At 37.1% G+C, this 18,551-nt stretch carries 20 protein-coding genes; 10 read left to right on the forward strand and 10 right to left on the reverse strand.

The genetic code is table 11. The annotated features are described in order from the left end of the window. On the reverse strand, nucleotides 1-454 hold a 454-nt coding region (locus I2483_RS18130; protein WP_207278498.1), incomplete at its 3' end, for a catalase. Nucleotides 455-781: 327 nt separating this feature from the next. Between I2483_RS18130 and I2483_RS18135 the strand changes: the two genes are divergently transcribed. After that, on the forward strand, nucleotides 782-1,246 hold the full coding sequence (locus I2483_RS18135) for a GNAT family N-acetyltransferase (protein ID WP_207278499.1): 465 nt from the start codon (nucleotides 782-784) through the stop codon (nucleotides 1,244-1,246). A gap of 514 nt (nucleotides 1,247-1,760) precedes the next feature. Further along, complete coding sequence (locus tag I2483_RS18140) at nucleotides 1,761-2,504, forward strand: 3'-5' exonuclease (RefSeq protein ID WP_207278500.1); 744 nt, start codon at nucleotides 1,761-1,763, stop codon at nucleotides 2,502-2,504. Nucleotides 2,505-2,849: 345 nt separating this feature from the next. Here the strand turns inward: I2483_RS18140 and I2483_RS18145 are convergent, their stop codons facing one another. Beyond that, entirely contained in the window at nucleotides 2,850-3,395 is a 546-nt protein-coding gene (locus I2483_RS18145) for a cysteine hydrolase family protein (protein ID WP_207278501.1), read from the reverse strand. A gap of 121 nt (nucleotides 3,396-3,516) precedes the next feature. Here I2483_RS18145 and I2483_RS18150 point away from each other — a divergent pair, with 121 nt between their 5' ends. The 7 genes from I2483_RS18150 to I2483_RS18180 all read left to right on the forward strand — a co-directional run bounded on the left by I2483_RS18150 (nucleotide 3,517) and on the right by I2483_RS18180 (nucleotide 9,954). Further along, the gene (locus I2483_RS18150) at nucleotides 3,517-3,957 is read left to right on the forward strand and encodes an Lrp/AsnC family transcriptional regulator (protein WP_207278502.1); all 441 of its coding nucleotides are present in this window, start codon (nucleotides 3,517-3,519) and stop codon (nucleotides 3,955-3,957) included. A gap of 55 nt (nucleotides 3,958-4,012) precedes the next feature. Continuing rightward, a complete protein-coding gene (locus tag I2483_RS18155; protein WP_207278503.1) occupies nucleotides 4,013-4,327 on the forward strand; it encodes an HAD hydrolase family protein in 315 nt (104 codons plus the stop codon). A gap of 405 nt (nucleotides 4,328-4,732) precedes the next feature. Then, nucleotides 4,733-5,446, forward strand: coding sequence for a ZinT family metal-binding protein (locus tag I2483_RS18160; protein WP_207278504.1), 714 nt, complete (start codon nucleotides 4,733-4,735; stop codon nucleotides 5,444-5,446). Between the two features lie 772 nt (nucleotides 5,447-6,218). Beyond that, a complete protein-coding gene (locus tag I2483_RS18165) occupies nucleotides 6,219-7,814 on the forward strand; it encodes an aspartate:alanine exchanger family transporter (RefSeq protein WP_207278505.1) in 1,596 nt (531 codons plus the stop codon). Between the two features lie 235 nt (nucleotides 7,815-8,049). Beyond that, nucleotides 8,050-8,745 carry a GAF domain-containing protein gene (locus I2483_RS18170; protein ID WP_207278506.1) on the forward strand — a complete coding sequence of 232 codons (696 nt, stop codon included), beginning with the start codon at nucleotides 8,050-8,052 and terminating at the stop codon, nucleotides 8,743-8,745. A 20-nt stretch (nucleotides 8,746-8,765) separates the two neighbouring features. Beyond that, nucleotides 8,766-9,125, forward strand: coding sequence for a helix-turn-helix domain-containing protein (locus I2483_RS18175; protein WP_207278507.1), 360 nt, complete (start codon nucleotides 8,766-8,768; stop codon nucleotides 9,123-9,125). Nucleotides 9,126-9,192: 67 nt separating this feature from the next. Next, nucleotides 9,193-9,954, forward strand: coding sequence for an ATP-binding protein (locus I2483_RS18180; RefSeq protein WP_207278508.1), 762 nt, complete (start codon nucleotides 9,193-9,195; stop codon nucleotides 9,952-9,954). A 190-nt stretch (nucleotides 9,955-10,144) separates the two neighbouring features. Here the strand turns inward: I2483_RS18180 and I2483_RS18185 are convergent, their stop codons facing one another. Together I2483_RS18185 and I2483_RS18190 are read right to left on the reverse strand one after the other, a co-directional pair. Then, nucleotides 10,145-10,585: a cell wall hydrolase gene (locus tag I2483_RS18185; RefSeq protein WP_207278509.1), complete on the reverse strand. Its 441-nt coding sequence runs from the start codon at nucleotides 10,583-10,585 to the stop codon at nucleotides 10,145-10,147. A gap of 210 nt (nucleotides 10,586-10,795) precedes the next feature. Then, nucleotides 10,796-12,070 carry a RidA family protein gene (locus I2483_RS18190; protein WP_346267752.1) on the reverse strand — a complete coding sequence of 425 codons (1,275 nt, stop codon included), beginning with the start codon at nucleotides 12,068-12,070 and terminating at the stop codon, nucleotides 10,796-10,798. Nucleotides 12,071-12,547: 477 nt separating this feature from the next. On the opposite strand from I2483_RS18190, the gene I2483_RS18195 reads away from it, so the two are divergent. Continuing rightward, entirely contained in the window at nucleotides 12,548-13,513 is a 966-nt protein-coding gene (locus I2483_RS18195; protein ID WP_207278510.1) for an aromatic acid exporter family protein, read from the forward strand. 470 nt (nucleotides 13,514-13,983) lie between these two features. Here the strand turns inward: I2483_RS18195 and I2483_RS18200 are convergent, their stop codons facing one another. The 6 genes from I2483_RS18200 to I2483_RS19780 all read right to left on the reverse strand — a co-directional run bounded on the left by I2483_RS18200 (nucleotide 13,984) and on the right by I2483_RS19780 (nucleotide 18,385). After that, complete coding sequence (locus I2483_RS18200) at nucleotides 13,984-14,673, reverse strand: response regulator (protein WP_186673601.1); 690 nt, start codon at nucleotides 14,671-14,673, stop codon at nucleotides 13,984-13,986. A gap of 15 nt (nucleotides 14,674-14,688) precedes the next feature. Continuing rightward, nucleotides 14,689-15,774, reverse strand: a complete 1,086-nt coding sequence (locus I2483_RS18205) for a sensor histidine kinase (RefSeq protein WP_207278511.1) — start codon at nucleotides 15,772-15,774, stop codon at nucleotides 14,689-14,691. A 118-nt stretch (nucleotides 15,775-15,892) separates the two neighbouring features. Then, nucleotides 15,893-16,576 (reverse strand): ABC transporter ATP-binding protein, encoded by a 684-nt coding sequence (locus I2483_RS18210; RefSeq protein ID WP_207278515.1) that lies wholly within the window; start codon nucleotides 16,574-16,576, stop codon nucleotides 15,893-15,895. After that, a complete protein-coding gene (locus I2483_RS18215; protein WP_207278512.1) occupies nucleotides 16,576-17,640 on the reverse strand; it encodes an ABC transporter permease in 1,065 nt (354 codons plus the stop codon). Before I2483_RS18215 ends, I2483_RS18210 begins: the two co-directional genes overlap by 1 nt. A 3-nt stretch (nucleotides 17,641-17,643) precedes the next feature. Further along, complete coding sequence (locus tag I2483_RS18220) at nucleotides 17,644-18,072, reverse strand: DUF6220 domain-containing protein (protein WP_346267753.1); 429 nt, start codon at nucleotides 18,070-18,072, stop codon at nucleotides 17,644-17,646. Nucleotides 18,073-18,295: 223 nt separating this feature from the next. Beyond that, nucleotides 18,296-18,385, reverse strand: a complete 90-nt coding sequence (locus I2483_RS19780; protein ID WP_481886357.1) for a hypothetical protein — start codon at nucleotides 18,383-18,385, stop codon at nucleotides 18,296-18,298. Between the last annotated feature and the right edge of the window lie 166 nt (nucleotides 18,386-18,551).

Genomic DNA, 18,551 nt, shown 5'->3' on the forward strand with positions numbered 1-18,551 from the left:
GTTTTGCTGATTCCGCGTAGGCTGCCCCGCGAAAGCGAAGCACAGGATCATCCGAACATTGAAGACCATCAGGCACGACAGTTGGGGCGAATACATGAGGTTCGGCATTATCAGGTCTTCTTTCAAGTATGGAAAGTGTACCAATACAAAGTTTTTCACGATTGTCTGGCCATTCTTGTGTAGAGTCATTAATAATATCTCCCGGTTGTGCTAGTTGCATCATTAAATTGAAACGAATAGGGCCATTCTTCAAGTGATTCACTAGCTCATCCTCCATGTGATTTCCATTGTTAGATAGAGGCGTGATATGGGAAGGGTTCCTACTGCTGTCTATAGGCCCCCATTCGAATTCCACGGCTTGGTGTTGTTTGTTTTCATTGATCAAATAATTAGCATGAACACTATAGTAGCGTCCTGTTGCAAAGCTTTTCGGAGGTATACTGATTACAGCCAATGAAATGTACCACTTGTGACATGTTTTTTACCACCTAGTGACATAGATTGTAGCAGTGAGTGACAAAGCCTTTACCACTTCATAAATTCTGGATAATTAAAGTAAAAACATACACCTTCCAGAAATGAAAATGGTATACTCACCATACAAACCTAGCTAATTCGCAATAAAATCTTTATGCCGCAAACGGGCCAAATTATTGCATAAGAACCACGTTTCAATCGTATCGAAATATTAAACAATGTCATTAAGGGTTATTGGATTATAGGTTAAAATGATTAGAGGACATTTAAAACGGTGCTATTGTGCTAATTGGAGGAAAATAAATTGATTACATTACAACCTATGAACCAAGAAGAGTTCAAACAATATATAAGTTATGCAATTGAAGACTTTGCAAAAGACAAGATTGCCTCAGGAAATTGGAGTGAAGATGAAGCAATTGCCTTATCGAAGGAATCATTTGAAAAAGAATTACCTGAAAATGAGAAGACCAAGAATAACCATTTGTTCTCGATTTTTCAGAACGAGGTCTTGGTTGGTATGATATGGGTCCTACAAAAGAAACCTAAAATCCCGAATGAAGGTTTTATATACGATTTTTTGATTTTTGATCAATATCAGGGGCAAGGATATGGCAAGAAAGCAATGAAAGAACTTGAAATTATTGCCAAAGGTCTGGGTATGAATAAAATTGGTTTACACGTTTTTGGTCACAATAAAATTGCACGCGGATTATATGAAAAAATGGGTTATGAAATTACGAATATAACTATGTCTAAAATGATTTGATAATATTACGATAAATTCCTAGTGCCGAATTTATTTCAAGCCTAGAATTTTTTACTTTAGGTGAATCTAAAATATTCACTTTTGATGGTAGGGACATTGATTCTTCAATCGGTGGCGATTGTTGAAGATTATAAGCCTAATTCCCCGTTCAAGGTACGGAGGGTTAGGCTTTTATATTTCAAAATCCTTAACGTTACACCACTGGTAAACTCATTGGCAACGAGTGGTAAAACCCGTGGCAATCGCTGGTAAAAACTATGGCAGTAGTGGTACATTCACTTGGCTGTAATCAGTATACTATTTTTTAAATTTTAATTTTGAGGTCAACCACTATGCAACAAATAACAACATACAATTCACACAATCGTATAAGAATGCAAAGAAGATTAGATATTGAAGTAAATACCTAATCCACGCCTTATAAGTATGTAATTGCGGTGAATGAACATGCCCTAACAATTACATCTGGAATAGAGATATACTTGTTACAAGCTAAAATGAAAGAGGTATTATCATGCAATATATAGTTTTCGATTTAGAGGCAACGATGTCACGTACAACAGATATGCCACAGTATATTATTGAAATTGGAGCTGCCAAAGTCTTGGATGTCGAAGGTGAATTAAAAATCGTTGATACGTTTCAGTCTTACGTAAAGCCCCCACAAATGGATTTACTTGATAAGAGAACGTTGAAGTTTATAGGGGGAACTACTGATCAGTTCATTGACTCACCGAACATGGTAGAGGTAATGCAAAGTTTTCGTAAGTGGATAGGCGAGGAAGATTACTATCTATGTAGTTGGAGCAATAGCGATCTTCGACTCCTTGTCAATCACTATGCGAATGAAAGATTTGATTTATCGTGGGTAAAGAACTTTAATGATATACAAAGACCTATATGTGTTGTTGTTTTTCAAGAAAATAGACAAATTTCACTGGAAGAAGCATTAACAATGAGTGGAATTGAACAAGATGGCGAACTTCACTCTGCTGGTGATGACGCGGTTAACACAGCAAAACTTCTTGTGAAAAACATAAAAGATATCGTAGCCACTACATCTGAAGATCCGTTTGTTCAAATAATTTGTGCTCTGTATAAGAATTGTTTCATATGTGGTAAAACTACAAGGCATAATGACCTTCACCTGAATGAAAAAGGCAAGAAGACTAATAAATGTAATGCTTGTTGGGAAAGAATAAGCGAAGAAAATCTAGTGAAAGAGTTAGAGGATAAAGCCAATATCAAGGTAAAATAAATGAATACATGTTGCTTGTGCATGGTGCAAATCAGACACAATTCAGAATCAAATTGAATTGTGTGCTGCCGGCAACTGGCAATCTAGGTTGTCCGTAATCATCTATTACTAGCAAAAACAATTCCTGTACATGACCTTGTTATGGATCCAAGAACGGGGCTTTTCGATCTATTATCAGTCGGGAATGCGCATATCAAACAAGCAAATAAAGCGTAATGCATAAAGGCTGTCCAGAAAAATAACTTCTGGACAGCCTTTTAAAGTTTTGAAACATTTAATTCTTATGAAGGAAATGACGTTTTATTTTCACGAAAAATACTATGTTCTTCTAGATTTTATAGCTTCTTATTGCAGAAAATCTTCGGTAGAAGTTACAGTGCAATACATACCGTTAAGTGCGCCGACAAATGCATAATGAACCTGTTCTGCTGGAACGGCCTTACCTTCATAAGATAAGTCCCTTGTCGCACATGCATCTTCAATAAGAGTTGTTTCATAGCCTAGATCCACTGCGGCTCTGACTGTTGCATCAATACACATATGAGTCATCATACCGACAACCACAACCTTTGTTATTCCTTTTTCTTTTAATTTGCTCTCCAAATCAGTCTTTAAAAAGCTGTTAGGGAAATGTTTGATGATAATGTTTTCGTTTTCCAAAGGTTGAACAGTTTCATGTATTTCAGCACCCTCCGTATCTGGAAGGAAGAATCCTAATGCTGGATCAGCTGCGATATGCTGAACATGAAAAATATTGTCATTTTTGTTCTGCCTAAACCATTCAAGAACTTTAGCAGCATTAGCGGCCGCTTTATCTGGATTAACTAATTCCATCTTTCCATTTGGGAAATAGTCATTTTGAATATCAACAATAATTAGAGCTGTGCTCATTATTCTCCACCTCATTTACAGTATTTTGATACACTATAATCATATATCGTATTTTGATTTATATCGATAAGTTGATGAAATGCTTTTATCTCAAAAAATTTCATGGTGAAAGGAATTTATTATGGAACTTGATAATATTGATTTTCAGATCCTTCGGTTACTATCCGGAAATTCACGTATCCAATGGAAAGACTTAGGTGAACAAATTCATATGACGGGACAAGCAGTTGGGAATCGTGTGAAAAAACTTGAGGAAAGTGGTGTAATTAAAGCTTACTCTCTACTAGTTGATGAAATGAAATTAGGATTTACTTATACAGGGTTTGTAATTATTTATATGAAATCAGCAAACCATGATTCATTTATACGTTTTATTAATAATCAAAATGTGGTAGTTGAAGTTCACCGAGTATCGGGAGAAGGCTGTTATCATTTAAAAGTAAAGGTAGATTTACATGAAACATTAAATGCATTTTTAGATGAAATTTTAGAATTTGGGAACTATAAACTATATCTCTCGATTAATGAAATCAAGCATACGCATCCAATCAATGCTAAATAAGTTGGTTATTTATCTCGGATAGAGCCGTAGTATACTCTCGCAATTTCTTAAATACATGCTGCCTGTGCATGGTGCAAAACAGATACAATTCAGAATCGAATTGGGCAACTGGCAATTAAAAGGGATCTCCAAAGAATCAGGTGTAAGAAGGGTTTGTGAGTATCTAAATATCGAGATGGAAAGTGTTATGGCGATAGGAGATAACCTTAATGACTTCAAATTAATTCAGTCTGCTGGATTAGGCATTGCTATGGGAAATGCTGATGATAAGCTAAAACAAGTAGCAGATAGGGTAACAGCTTCGAATGAAGAAGATGGAGTTGCGAAGGCGATTAAACGTTATTTATTCGAAGAAAAAGATGCGGTGTAATAGAAGAAGCAACTAAAAGTAACATGTGTAGGTTGATAAGAAACATAAAGATTAAAATGAGACAATAGTAAGTCCTGCCATTGTAATAGAAATTACAATGGCGGGACTTTTAGTGTGCCCGGAAATTTTTTGGTACAACAGGTAACTGAAATTAATGCAACACAATAATCGAGCACTAAACAGTATGAATGGATACAAAAGCCAAGCATTGCTGCATCTTTAAATGAACGAATGGCGACGCTGTGTAGCATCGATTAAGTCATGGCTGAAACAAATCGCAGAGGGACTTAGCCATAATATACATATTTTTTAATAGTAATCATTACGATTTACATTGACGACAGCAAAAGTTGGATATATAATCGTAAAGCGGAATGATTACTATTTAGAGGGGAGGTATGAGGAATGAAGGGTACAACAGTAAAATGGTTAAGTATACTAACAGTGAGCTCGATACTTGTAGGGTGTCAAGCTGCAGATTCGAAAGAAGAGATTACTAGTAGTGAAGCGTTAACGACAACGCAAGACGTTGAAAGTCATTCACATGAAAGTGAGCACAATCACGCACACGATGAAGAAATAGAAAAAATTCATGCTGGATATTTTGAAGATAGCCAAGTACATGAGCGCTCGCTTTCTGATTGGGAAGGGGACTGGCAATCTGTGTATCCATATTTACTAGACGGAACGTTAGATGAGGTATTTGCTCATAAAGTGCAACAGAATGAAGATATGACAGCGGAAGAATATAAAACGTATTACGATGTAGGATATAAAACCGATACTGAGCGTATCGTTATTCAAGGAAATAATGTGACATTTTTCAACAATGGAGAGGCTAATACAGGTGAGTATCAGTCCGATGGATACGAAATTCTCACATATGAAGCAGGGAATAAAGGGGTAAGATATATATTTAAATTGGTAGAACCAACGAAAGGGGTTTCTCAGTATATTCAATTTAGTGATCATAGTATCTCTCCAAATGATGCGGATCATTATCATTTGTATTGGGGTGATGATCGCAAAGCTTTATTAGAGGAAGTAATTAATTGGCCTACATTTTACCCATCAGAATTGGATGGGCATACGATTGCACATGAGATGATGGCACATTAACCTTACCGTTCATGGCAGTATTCCATTTTTAAAGTATGTATGAATCCTCAAAAAGTTGTACCGTGAAATAAAGACAGTTGATCCGAATTTACGCAGTAAATTACTTTACACTGCGTAAATTCGGACAAAATATACTGCGTAGTAAACAAAAGACATCGAAATTAATCATCGATTTTAGAAATGCTAAACAATCGATTTGGTACTGCATTCACGCATACGAAAGTAGACGCTAGGGTCCGCTGGAGGACGCCCCTCTTTTTATAAAGAGTCTTTATTTTTTCCTCAACAATGGAATCGTCCACGTGATTACTACTATCAATGAGCTCCACATTAATAGTCGCTGCCTCTGCGTGGTGCAATTAAGACGCAACCCAGAATTGATTCTAATTGTATGGGTCACAGGCAACTGGGATAAAACTATCAGTTCCCCGTGAACGGTGAAATTGACCACTTAGCAATCCCGATTTCTTAACGGAACATACTAGACTTTATTAGAGGTACAAGTTTCAAAATAGTATCCATCACATTGATTTAGGGTAGACTTTGTATGAAATAAAAAAAGTCATTGATAAGACGGGGGGATTTGCATCAATGATAAAACAAGCACAGCTAGCATTTATCTATGCACCCCACACCCCTTGAAATTACGAACTCCTAATCCAATTTTATACTATAGCTTCGCAATTTTTATTAAATCAATTCCCCGAATCTATTTCTCATAAAAACGACCTTCTGTTGTAACAGGGGATGAAGTCTATTGGAGGTGCATGTCATGGAGTTCATACAATCATTGCTCGACGAACCACTGATCCTACTGTTCGTTATTCTCTTCCTTGGTTCATGGTTCGGTATGCTTACCATACGCGGTCTTAACCTTGGTGCAGCTGGTGTTTTATTGGTTGCAATGGTATTCGGACATTTCGGTTATGCAGTGTCGCCTATTGTTCAAGATCTAGGATTGAGTCTGTTCATTGTGGCAATTGGATTACAAGCAGGGCCACGGTTTTTCAGGATGATGCGTTCAAGCGGGCTGATTTTTGGTATTTTATCGCTTGTCATTATACTAATTTCCGTTGTGACGACCATTGTTGTCGCCAAAGTATTTCAGTTGTCTCCCGCGCTGAGCGTAGGGTTGATGACGGGTGCATTGACAAGTACACCTGGTCTTGCTGCTGCGTTACAGGCAACGCATGATCCGCTTGCATCGGTCGGATACGGAATTGCTTATCCGTTCGGTGTTTTGGCGGTTGTGTTATTCGTGCAGCTATTACCGCGGATAGTCAAGGCTGATTTACATAAAGACTTGGAGGAAACGACGAATCCAATCAGGACGGTCGATTCCCCTATTGTCAAGACGATTAACGTGACAAACCCTGTACTCCATAAGCGAATGCTGGGTGAGCTTGCCTTCAGCGAGCATGCCGCCGTTGTAAGTCGTGTAATTCGTGGAAGCCATACGATGATTGCGATGAGCGATACAGTCGTTTTGTTAGGCGATCATCTTGTCGTTGTCGGCAACGAGTCTAAAATGGACGGTGTCATAGCGTATGTAGGTAATTCAGTCGAGACAGATCTTGAAAACCCGGATAATATCCACTTGCGTAAAGTGACGGTTGACTCCGATGACGTCATTGGTAAAAGTTTAAGGGATATGCGATTAAGGAAGAACCACGGAACGACTGTGACACGGATCGTGCGTGACGGTATCGAATTGAATCAGAACCCAAACTTGCCGTTATTACGGGGGGATGTACTGACGATTGTTAGTACAGAAAGACGTCTTGAGGAAGTGGAAAAACTTTTCACACGCAAAACGCACGCAGTGACGAACATTGATATCTTTTCAATTAGCATCACGTTATTGCTTGGAATCCTAGTCGGAATGGTGCCAATCCATCTTCCGGGACTTGGCACCATTAAACTTGGGGTTGCGGGCGGACCGCTATTCGTAGCTTTAATCATCGGCCATTTCGGCAAACTGGGTCCAGTCCATGTGCGCTATTACGGGCCATCCAATCATGTCGTAAGGGAACTGGGACTTGTTTTATTCCTAGCGGGCGCGGGTACAACGGCGGGCGAAGGCATCGTCGAAGTCATTCGGACGGAAGGTGTGAAGTTGCTGTTCGGCGGCACACTCATCACGATTGTACCAATAGTTGTTGGTTACTTTTTCGCACGTAAGCTGTTCAAACTTAGCATCGTACATTCGCTTGGGGGATTATGCGGCGGTATGACAAGTACACCGGGACTTGGTGCGCTAAACCAACTGATTGATTCCGAGGATCCCGCGATTGCTTATGCTGCAGCCTACCCATTTGCCTTGATTTTTGTCGCAATTGCTTCACAGCTCATCGTTTTCTTCTTGTAGCATCCATGCCTTCTACTATTCATAATCCTTTATCTATCTTCTTAATTGGGGTTGTCTGTGCATGGCACAATTCAGAGTTAGTAGGAATTGTGTCATGCACAGCGTACCTGACACTATGAAATAATGTATGCAAGTTTATAATGGGAAACTGTATTTACCACTTTTATTTAATTTAAATATATTGTATGATAGTTAAATAGACAGAAAACTATTTGTGGATTTGGAAGGAAGTATGATGGAATTGGTGGATGGTTCGAATCATCAAGGTATTGTTGAAAGTTTACGTGCGTATAATCTAAAGAAAAACATTAAAGCACAACTAAAAATAATCAATCCTCTTTTGGGAAAAAAAGAAACAGACATAAAAGTTCATTTAATGAATGCTTTGATTAACGGTATAATAACTAAAAGTGAATCGGATTTCTTGGAAATCAAAATGGAGCTAGGTCGTATGTGTTTAGAATTGGAACAAGTATTAGATAGTATTTATGTCACTATGTTGTTTTATGATAAAGAACGAAATAATGTATTTCATGGAGCCGGCCCTAGTATTCCAGTGGAATTCTTTGACTTCTTTAGTATTGTTAATGAACAGGGAATACTAGATGAAAATTGTGCTTCATGTGGAAAAGCTATTTATACACAAGAAGTTGTGCAAACAGATATTGAAACGAGCCCACTTTGGACAAACCTTAAAGAAAGTGTCATTGAATACGGTTTCAAGTCTTGTACCTCAATACCATTCTTTACACACACTGGTCGATTGGCTGGAACGTTTGCTCATTATTCTAATAAACCAAACAATTTTTTAACGCAAGATGAAGTGGAAATGATTCAAGAAAAAATTTCTATGTTTAGTTTTGAAATTCAAACGATAGCTGATCGTATTCATGAGTATTCGCAAGTTGGTAATGCTAGACTGACAATTTAATAAAGAAAGGGGCCAAGCGCATGACCGTTGGAAATCGCCTGAAAATGCTTCGCTTGGAAAAAAGGCTTACACTGCAAGAGGTTGCATTTAAAATTGGGCTCGCCAAATCATCTTATGCAAGTTATGAAGGGGGACATAGAAATCCCCCCATTGATAAGCTAGTAGCATTAGCCCAAATTTATCATGTTTCAACGGATTATATACTAAGATTAACGGATATCCCTGATTCTGTTGAGTCTCTTCAAAAGCAACATCTACAATGGGATGGAATAAGTTTAAGTGAAAAGGAATTAGAAATTGTTCATCAGGTTGTTGAACTAATGACTGATAAGCATCAAGAGAATAGTAAAATAAAGTTGGGACAAATGGATATCGGGTAATATTCATTGTCTTTTTTTTCTATAGAGGGTCGCTTAAAGTGAACAAAGTTCTGAATGGGGGATTATTATGGGGAGTAGGTATAATGATCAATTTAGAATAGGAAACGTAGGAAATGCATATGACCATGACATTGGTAATGACCCGCTACAAGAAGCAAGTAAATCATTCCTGACGAATGACAAAATCAAGCTAGTGGAGAAACTTGCTGCTGGAGTAGCTCATGAGATTAGAAATCCACTTACTTCTATTAAAGGTTTTGTTCAACTATTAAATATGGGATTAAGTAAACCCGAATACTATTCAATGATTTATTCCGAGATAAATAAGGTCGATGAGATAGTAAACAAACTTATTAGGCTCGCAGAAACGCAATCAGTGAATTTTCGTTTAAATGATATTGGGCTAATCCTGGAACGAACTATTATGAGGATGAATGACTTGGCTTTACTTAAAGGTATTAAGATAATTTTAAGTTTAGAAGGGGATCTTTTTTCCATTTGCTGTGATGAAGTCCAACTTCAACAGGTTTTTGAAAATATTATCAAAAATGCTATTGAAGCATCAGCTTGCAATAAAAAAATGTATATCACTTGTAAAACAAATGAATCCCATGTTCATATCATGATAAAAGATCAAGGAATCGGTATCACTGATGAGAGAATTGTGCATCTTTTTGAACCATTTTACTGCACAAAGGAGAGCGGTACTGGTTTCGGTCTAATGATTAGTCACAAAATTATTAAAGAACATAATGGAACTATTCAAGTTAAAAGTGAGTTAGAAATAGGTACGACAGTTGATATTTACCTGCCATTACTAAATTCATAAGTCCATATAAATCAGCAGTTAAAATGAAAATCCGTACTTGTACAACAAAAAACAATTCACCCAATTGTATAAAAACGCAAAAGGGATATAAAAAAGAAGACGATTTCATCTGATTACAGTTGAAGTCGCCTTCTTTTTTATTGTCGACAATATGGTGATTCCCTACAATTTATACTAGCACCTGAAGAACCTAACCGTTATAAACACTTGCACATGTCCCAGCTGCTGGTTCATAAAAACAATGATTTTTAAATTGACCGGTAAAAGGTTGATTGTACCATGTTGGAGGACAGGCAGCATATGGATTAAAGTACCAAAGGGAGTATTTCGCTGGATGTTGTCTCCAGTTATCTATATTTTGTTTTGCTAATCTTTTTTCAGTAGATCTTGCCCTTTGGTAAAACAAATTCCCCTTTTGAACAGCTTCAAAAGAATAATTTCCTCCTTGTATTTGAAAAAGGACATCTTCAATTGTTCTTACATCTTTAAAATCTAAGCAATCTGCTACAGCACGATTAACAATAACATTGCCAACATATAACATCCCTTGTTTTCCTTCACCCTCGGCTTCTGCTCTCATCATCCTTGCCATTAAATCAACGTCTGCATCCCGGTATTTAACTCTTGGCATTTTTTTCACCCCAACTATATAGTATGAAGAAAAGCCTCCATTGATGTCATTGTTTATAAAATAAGAACGGTAAGTTTTTAACGCTAATTTCAGGTACCTTAAAAAAGTAATGCCTATGCACCACAAAATTCAAAAACACTAAGAATTGAGTCTGAATTGTACCGTGCATAGGCAACCAACACTAAATTTATATTTACAACCAAATGCCTGTTAGGGTTTTGGAGGCGTTCCTTCAGCGTGTGAGACAACTACATCGATTTGGATTAAAGCATCTTTAGGTAAAGCTGATACGCCAACTGTTCTTCGTGCAGGAATACCGCCTGGGAAGAATGTTGTGTAAACTTCGTCTACAACATCAATATCTGTAATATTTTTAAGGAATATATTTACTTTAACCACATCGTCCATAACATGGTCAATACTTTCTAAAATAGCCTTGATATTTTTTAAGCACTGTCCAGCCTGCTCTTTTACACCACCAGCTACCATTTCACCAGTTTTAGGGTCCAAAGGTAATTGAGCTGAAAAGTGATTGTAATGGGAAAACGCTACAGTTTGTGTAGATAGAGAACTCTTTGGTGCATTTTCAGTGTTGTTTGCCTTTATGACGATTCCATGCCTGGCTTCAACAGCTTGTGGTGGTGTACCATCTCCGTGTGACACCACTGCTTCAATTTGTACCAAAGCATCCTTAGGTAAAGCTGAAGCTGCAACTGTTGTTTGTGCAGGAACATAGGCTGCGGTCCTGGCGATAGCCGAGTCTGGGAAAAATGTTGTATAAACTTCATTTACGGCTTCAATATCCGAGAGGTTTTTAAGGAAGATATTAATTTTAACAATGTCGTCAAAAGGAACGTCGATACTTTCTAAAATTGCCTTGATATTTTTTAAGCACTGTCCGGCCTGCTCTTTTACACCGCCAACAACCAATCTACCCGTTTTTGGATCGATAGGTAATTGAGCTGAAAGATTATTGTAATGAGAGAAAGACACAGTTTGTGCAGATAAAGGACATGTTGGTGCATTTGCCGTGTTATTTGTAAGCTTTATGAGGTCGCCTGCTTGTGGTGCGTTTGGAATTGTACCTTCACCGTTTGAAACAAGTGCTTCAATTTGCACCAAAGCATCAATAGGTAAAGCTTCAACTGCGACTGTCGTTCGTGTAGGAACATAGGTTGGGAAGAATGTTTTATAAACTTCGTCCACAGCGTCAATATCTTTGATATCCTTAACGAATACAGTGATTCTAACAACATCGCTCATAACATGATCGATGCTGTCTACAATTGCCTTGATATTTTTAAAGCACTGTTCAGCCTGCTCTTTTATACCACCAGCTACCAATTTACCAGTTTGGGGTTCGATAGGTAATTGAGCTGAAAGATTATTGTAATGAGAGAAAGCTACAGTTTGTGAATAGGGACCGATACCGTTTGGAGCATTTTTCGTATTTCTTGCTACTACTGCGTTATATACGCCTATGATAGTATTCCCCTTTTAGATAAATTTTTTAGTTGATTATGATAATTATATTGTTCGTATCAAGATACCAATTAATTATTTTCATTCTTGACAGGTTACCAAGTATCTATACAAGCATTCCTTCAAACATATCACAGCAAATTTTGCTAAAAGTTCTCTTCCTTTAGCACTAAAATTTCCCAAGACAATTAGAATAAATGTTATTTTCATTTTATTATTATACAATCGTAATGAATTACTTGATTAGTGTCACGCATAGGTACCTGAAATTAATCAACGTGTTAAAATATAGGCAGATGAATTTCGAGTAATAGTCTTAAAATTATTCTTAGAATACACTACAAGTGTATTGAGATTTATCGAAGCTGATGCCAACCGGTTATGGTGTCTAAGATTGTACACGTATGTGAATTAACACGAATATTTGTAAAACAGGTAACCTGCTAGGATTTACATAGAAAATAATAGGATGGTGCTTCCATGATTGGTATGGGCTATCGGACGATAAAAACTGCTGTAGGAGCAGGGCTGGCAATTTGGATTGCGAGTTTATTGGATTTGGATTTTGCAACATTTGCAGGAATTATTGTTATTATGTGTATCGAGAAAACGAAGAAAAAGACATTAATTACAATGAAGGATAAATTCTTTGCCTCTCTTTTATCTTTGATTCTTGGTGCTTTGTTGTTTGAAGTATTAGGTTATTATCCTATTGTCTTTTCCTTATTTATTTTATTATTTGTTCCAATCCTTGTAAGAGCTCACATCCAAGCTGGTTTTGTAACAAGTATGGTTGTCGTATTACATGTTTATACGGTAAACGATGCTACTTGGGCTCTGTTTCTGAACGAACTCTATATTATTTTCATCGGTATGGGAATTGCTCTTCTCGTCAATAGTTTCATGCCAAATTTCAAGCGAGATATTGAAATCTTTAAGAAGGAGATTGAACAAAAGTTTGAAATTATTCTCTTTGAATTCTCTGCCAATTTAAGGGATAGTTTGCGAAACTGGGATGGGAAAGAGATTCTTGAGGTAGAAGATTTGATTAATCAATCTAAAAGCATTGCCATTCAAGATATAGAAAATCATTTGCTACGAAAACGAAATAGAGATTATTATTATCTGGAAATGCGAGAGGATCAACTGGAACTCCTAAAACATATGATGAAAATAATTGCTATTTTTTCTTCATCCAGTCTAGACGTCAAACAGAAAGAAATGTTTGCAGAGTTCTTGGAAAATTTAAGTCGGAACGTTCATTCGGGAGATACAACGGACATTTCATTAAATGAGTTGGATGAATTAAATACCTTGATTCGCAAGATGGAGTTGCCAAAGACAAGAGAAGAATTTGAAATACGGGCGAATCTTTTTTATTTGATTTTTGAAATGAAAAACTACTTAAACATAAAGAAAAAACTTTTTGTAAAAAGAATTCGATAGGGGAGCAAGCATGTGAGAGGGGATATTCAGATTATTCATCACGATTTCATAAAATAAACAGTGGATATCGATTATATAATGCTCTGTCGATATCCTCTTGATTTTTAATACATTTTCTGATTTTGCGATGCGTACGGAGCATTGGGTTTGAAAAATTCCTCTGAACGACACTATTTATATTTATGGGAGGATAAAAACTTCCATTTTAAATTAATGAATAGGGACATGGGAAAGTGATATGTGTGCCATGTTTTTAGAGCCACTTCGGACAAGTTTTAGGGACACTAAATTTTGGGTACCTACGTCGCACAAAGACGAGTAATTTACAGGCCTGAATAAACATACAAAAAAAGCAGACATCCGCCAATTTGTCTGCTTTTCAATCTATTATTATACAATTGTAGTGATTTACTTGATTAGTGTCACGGACAGGTACCTGAAATTTTGAACCCAGCACTTTTCGCTTGAATCTATTGCTTGAATCGATAACCGACACCCCATACAGTTTCAATATAAATTGGTTTAGATGGCTCTATTTCAATTTTCTCTCGTATTTTTCGTATATGCACAGTTACGGTAGTGATATCTCCAAAACAATCGTTTTTCCAGACCCTTTCAAATAAATGTTCTTTACTGAACACTTGATTAGGATGGGAGGCTAGAAACACCAACAGGTCGAATTCTTTTGCAGAAAAGTTTTTTTCTTGATTGTTGACGAACACTCTACGTGCGGCAATCTGAATAAGTAATTCGTTTATCTTTATTTCAGTCACTGAAACAGGTTCATGAGCTACGAGTCGATCATATCTGGCAATATGTGCTTTTACACGAGCGACTAGTTTATTCGGATTAAATGGCTTCTCGATATAATCGTCCGCTCCCCGTCCTAGCCCTCTAATGATATCGATATCCTCAGTTTTTGCGGTCACCATTATGATTGGAATATTAGAGTGCTCTCGAATTTTTTGACAGATTTCATACCCGTCCATGTCTGGCAGCATTAAATCCAAAAGTATAAGCTTATAGGTGTTCTCGCTAAACTTATCTAGACCGGCCTGACCAGTCGTTACGATATCGCTTTCAAAACCATTCAGTTCTAAATAATCCCGCTGAAGCTCGGCGATGCTAATTTCATCTTCAATAATCAGTATTTTATTTATCTAAATCACCCTTTTCTAAGGTCTTTGTAAAGTGAAGAATACACTGAAATACTTTGAAATTTCGCTTCTGGCCCCAATTACACCGCCATGTCCTTCAATTATTTTTTTCGCGATTGACAAGCCCAGACCACTGCCGCCAGTGGAAGAGTTCCGCGAAATATCTGTCCGGTAGAAACGATTGAATAGATAAGGAATTTCTTGTTGACTAACACCGGATCCATTATCAGTTATTTCAATTAGCACTTCATTTTCTTTTGAAATCAAATGAATCTTTATTTGTTTTGTTTCTTTGTTTATATACTTAAGACTGTTTTGGATAATGTTTGTGATTACTCGATTAAGCTTTTCTTTATCAGCTTTAACTTTAAATATGTCATTGCTATCGTACTCTAGGCTAATCGTTAAATTTTCATCCGTGAGTCGGAATTGTAATTCTTTAAGATGTTCTTTAAGATAAGGGACGAGATTGATTCTCTCCATTTTATAGGGGACATTCGGTAAGTCAAGTTTCGAATAGAGCATTAATTCATCAATCAACGTGTTCATATCGTTAGTCTTATTCTCGATTGTCTGGATATAACGTTGCATCTTTTCAGGCGTATTTGCCACCCCATCTGAAACACCTTGGATGTATCCTTTTATACTAGTCAACGGCGTTTTTAAGTCGTGAGAAATATTGGCAATTAACTCTTTCTGATTTTCTTCGTAGCGATGCTGTAGTTCTTCCGCTGCTTTTAATTTTATCCTCATAGCTTCAAAGCTTTGTGATAACTCATTCAGTTCATTGCGAGCAAGGGTTGTCTCAATTGGGATATCTAAATTCCCTTGACCAATTTGGTAAGCTGCTTCCTTTAACTTGATGAGGGGAACTATGATGCTTTTTGAGACAATAAGAGACAATACTACGTTAGATATAAGTAAGGAAATGATAAATACCACCAGTCTCATGGAAAGAAAAAGTTCCGAAGTATCTGCATTCATCTTGTCTTCCAATGGATAAAACATAAAATACGCGAAAATTAGTTCTATAAGGATAAAGAGAAGTAGAGGAAGTAAAATCATGCCTATGTTTGATAAAATTAATCGTTTCTTGATGGACATTTGCTCACCTCTTTTTCTAACTACTTTTCATTATGGCTATCTAAACCAGAGCATACAAGATATCGCATCCGGTATGCTCCTGAAATGTTGATTCAACTAGCTGTTCATACGCTTTAGTTCAACATCTTTCTATTAAATTTCCATCTTCTATGTGGTAGACACGATCGCATAAATCTAACATTCTTTCGTCATGAGTTACCATTAGGGCAGCTTTGTTGCGGGATTGCACTTCTGTCGCAATCATCTCTACCACTTGTCTGCCACGCTTCGAATCCAAACTTGCGGTCGGTTCATCTGCAAGGATTATGGATGGATTATTCATGAATGCTCTGGCAATCGCCACGCGTTGTTTTTCTCCACCGGATAATTCTTTCGGATAATGATGTTCCTTCTGATGTAATCCTAAATCACGAAGGAGTGCATCGATTCTCTTCTTTGCCTCCTCTTTATCAAGCTTCGAAATGGCTACCATTAGGTTCAATTGCTCTCGTACATTTAAATATGAAATGAGGTTTGAGGCTTGAAATATGAATCCGATGTTCTTGGCCCTAACCTGATTCTGTTGCTTTTTAGTCATAGAATGAAGAGCCTGATTGTCTAAAAAAAGTTGGCCATCGCTGGGGGACAATAATGCGCCTATAATAGATAACAAGGTACTCTTTCCAGAACCCGAAGGACCGACGAGTGCTACGAATTCGCCCCTCTTTATAGATAATGAAATGTTACTGAGAACTCGATTCTCAGTGTTACCGTCTCCAAAAACTTTTGATATATTTTCTAATTTTAAAATTTCCTTGTTCATCATTCAACTCTCCCCATCGCATCTAACGGATCAATTTTTGTGACCTTCCATACAGATAGCATTGCACCAATCATATTCAATACCAAAAACAAGATGCCAGTCCATATCATCATATTAGCAGAGAAGGCAATAGGCATTTCCTCAGGCATCACTTGCACAATACCGTAGAAAGCAAATGCACTAACTACTATTCCAACCAAGGTTAGCGCACTTACTTGAAATAGGATTGTTTTTGAAATATCAACTGTTGTTGCACCGAGGGCTTTTAATATCCCGAGTTGGTGAACTTTCTGAATCGTGATGATATAAAAGAAGACGCTAGATACAAATACAGATATGATAATAAGGAAGGTCTTCATTACGATAAAAGAGCCTTGTGTCTCAGCATATCCTGGCATCGAGTTCACCGTGTCCTGAACAGTCTGAACATCGTATCCGGCAATGGTGAAATCCGCACCCTTCACCAGTACCGCGTTATAGATATCGGTATCGCTGTACATTGATTGAAATCCCATCGACAGGTCTGCAAAAATGACGGGCATGTGTGAATAGACGTGATCCTTTGTAAAACCGGCTATTTTCATCTCTTTACCGGTTCGGGAGTCCTTAACTTTTTCATTAAGGGAATATCCAAACTTTTTCAAACTCTCGTCCGCAATAACTTCCCCGTCAAGGAGCTCCTCAATATCTTTTCCCTCGATAATAAGAGGATTTCCGTAAGTTTCCTTATTTACTGTGAAATAGACAACATCTACGCTTCCTTTACGCTCTCGGTCAAGGGTAGAAATTGATACGTTTAGTGAGGAAACATCTCCTTCTACCTTTTTTTCAATTTCTTGAATGTCCTTGTTGCTTAACCCTGATTTTATTAACACCCCGTTCGCTTCCTTGTTCAAAACTACATAATCTGCTTTTAGGTTACTCATTGCGGCGCTGTCCGCATATCCAAGACCATTAGATAGTGCAGTAATGAAAAATACCAAAAATAGAATGGCAACCATAATTGTACTGATAAGAAAATAGCGTACCTTATTTCTTCTAATTTCTTTCCAAGCTAATATCATTTACTATTTCCTCCTAGTTTCAATTTCTTTACACCTACTAATGTTGTTTTTATTAGTAATTAAATGACGTATTTGGAAAACAATAGAAAGTGATAATACGAATAAGAGAATGCCTATTACCGGGTGCATGGCACCTAGCCATGGCACTATACTTGATATATTTGCAGTGAAATACAAAGTGAAAACAGTTAGTAGAACTCCAAGTAGTTGCAAGTAAGCCCCAAGCGGCATCTTGCCAACAACTGCAAAACCAATCATTAAGAACGGTAAGTTAAATCCGAAAATATGGACAAAACTTAGGTGCTTCAGCCAATTCACTGGGCTCATGAATATAGCCATTCCTGCTAAAAAAAATTGTGTTGTTACACACAGTGATAAGATTATTGCTAATACAAAATAAATACTTCTACCTAACCGAATCCTAACGTCCACATTTTTCAATTGTTCTCCTCCCCATGTTGAACTCTTTCTCTATCATAAAATACAGTTCTAAAAATCCTCTTAGGAGATTCTTAAATAATTCTTAAGTTTATTTTGCAGTTTGTAAAATGAAGTAATGTATCGAATTGAGTGTTTCAAAATATAGGGAGATACAAAATTACATAAAAATGAGCTAGGAAACGTATCTCCTAGCTCATGGTAGTTGCTGTTTTTTTTATTGACTCGCATACTGCTCATTCAACAGAAAACCGAGCTGGGTATAAAACGCCTTTGCCCGTTCTAGTTCTTGCACTGGCAGGTTCAATCATAATTCTCTCGAGATACCTAACAACCTCTTGATATAAAGATGCAGTAATCACTCATCCATTAAATCTACAAAATGATGTCTTCGTTTTGCTGATTCCGCGTAGGCTGCCCCGCGAAAGCGAAGCACAGGATCATCCGAACATTGAAGACCATCAGGCACGACA

Source organism: Sporosarcina sp. E16_3 (assembly GCF_017347125.1).
Lineage (GTDB): Bacteria > Bacillota > Bacilli > Bacillales_A > Planococcaceae > Sporosarcina.

Bases quoted from the DNA above. Each gene is read 5' to 3' on its own strand.
- I2483_RS18140 (WP_207278500.1), top strand. From the start codon at position 1,761: ATGCAATATATAGTTTTCGATTTAGAGGCAACGATGTCACGTACAACA.
- I2483_RS18145 (WP_207278501.1), bottom strand. From the start codon at position 3,395: ATGAGCACAGCTCTAATTATTGTTGATATTCAAAATGACTATTTCCCA.
- I2483_RS18150 (WP_207278502.1), top strand. From the start codon at position 3,517: ATGGAACTTGATAATATTGATTTTCAGATCCTTCGGTTACTATCCGGA.
- I2483_RS18155 (WP_207278503.1), top strand. From the start codon at position 4,013: ATGCTGCCTGTGCATGGTGCAAAACAGATACAATTCAGAATCGAATTG.
- I2483_RS18160 (WP_207278504.1), top strand. From the start codon at position 4,733: ATGAAGGGTACAACAGTAAAATGGTTAAGTATACTAACAGTGAGCTCG.
- I2483_RS18165 (WP_207278505.1), top strand. From the start codon at position 6,219: ATGGAGTTCATACAATCATTGCTCGACGAACCACTGATCCTACTGTTC.
- I2483_RS18170 (WP_207278506.1), top strand. From the start codon at position 8,050: ATGGAATTGGTGGATGGTTCGAATCATCAAGGTATTGTTGAAAGTTTA.
- I2483_RS18175 (WP_207278507.1), top strand. From the start codon at position 8,766: ATGACCGTTGGAAATCGCCTGAAAATGCTTCGCTTGGAAAAAAGGCTT.
- I2483_RS18180 (WP_207278508.1), top strand. From the start codon at position 9,193: ATGGGGAGTAGGTATAATGATCAATTTAGAATAGGAAACGTAGGAAAT.
- I2483_RS18185 (WP_207278509.1), bottom strand. From the start codon at position 10,585: ATGCCAAGAGTTAAATACCGGGATGCAGACGTTGATTTAATGGCAAGG.
- I2483_RS18195 (WP_207278510.1), top strand. From the start codon at position 12,548: ATGATTGGTATGGGCTATCGGACGATAAAAACTGCTGTAGGAGCAGGG.
- I2483_RS18205 (WP_207278511.1), bottom strand. From the start codon at position 15,774: ATGTCCATCAAGAAACGATTAATTTTATCAAACATAGGCATGATTTTA.
- I2483_RS18210 (WP_207278515.1), bottom strand. From the start codon at position 16,576: ATGAACAAGGAAATTTTAAAATTAGAAAATATATCAAAAGTTTTTGGA.
- I2483_RS18215 (WP_207278512.1), bottom strand. From the start codon at position 17,640: ATGATATTAGCTTGGAAAGAAATTAGAAGAAATAAGGTACGCTATTTT.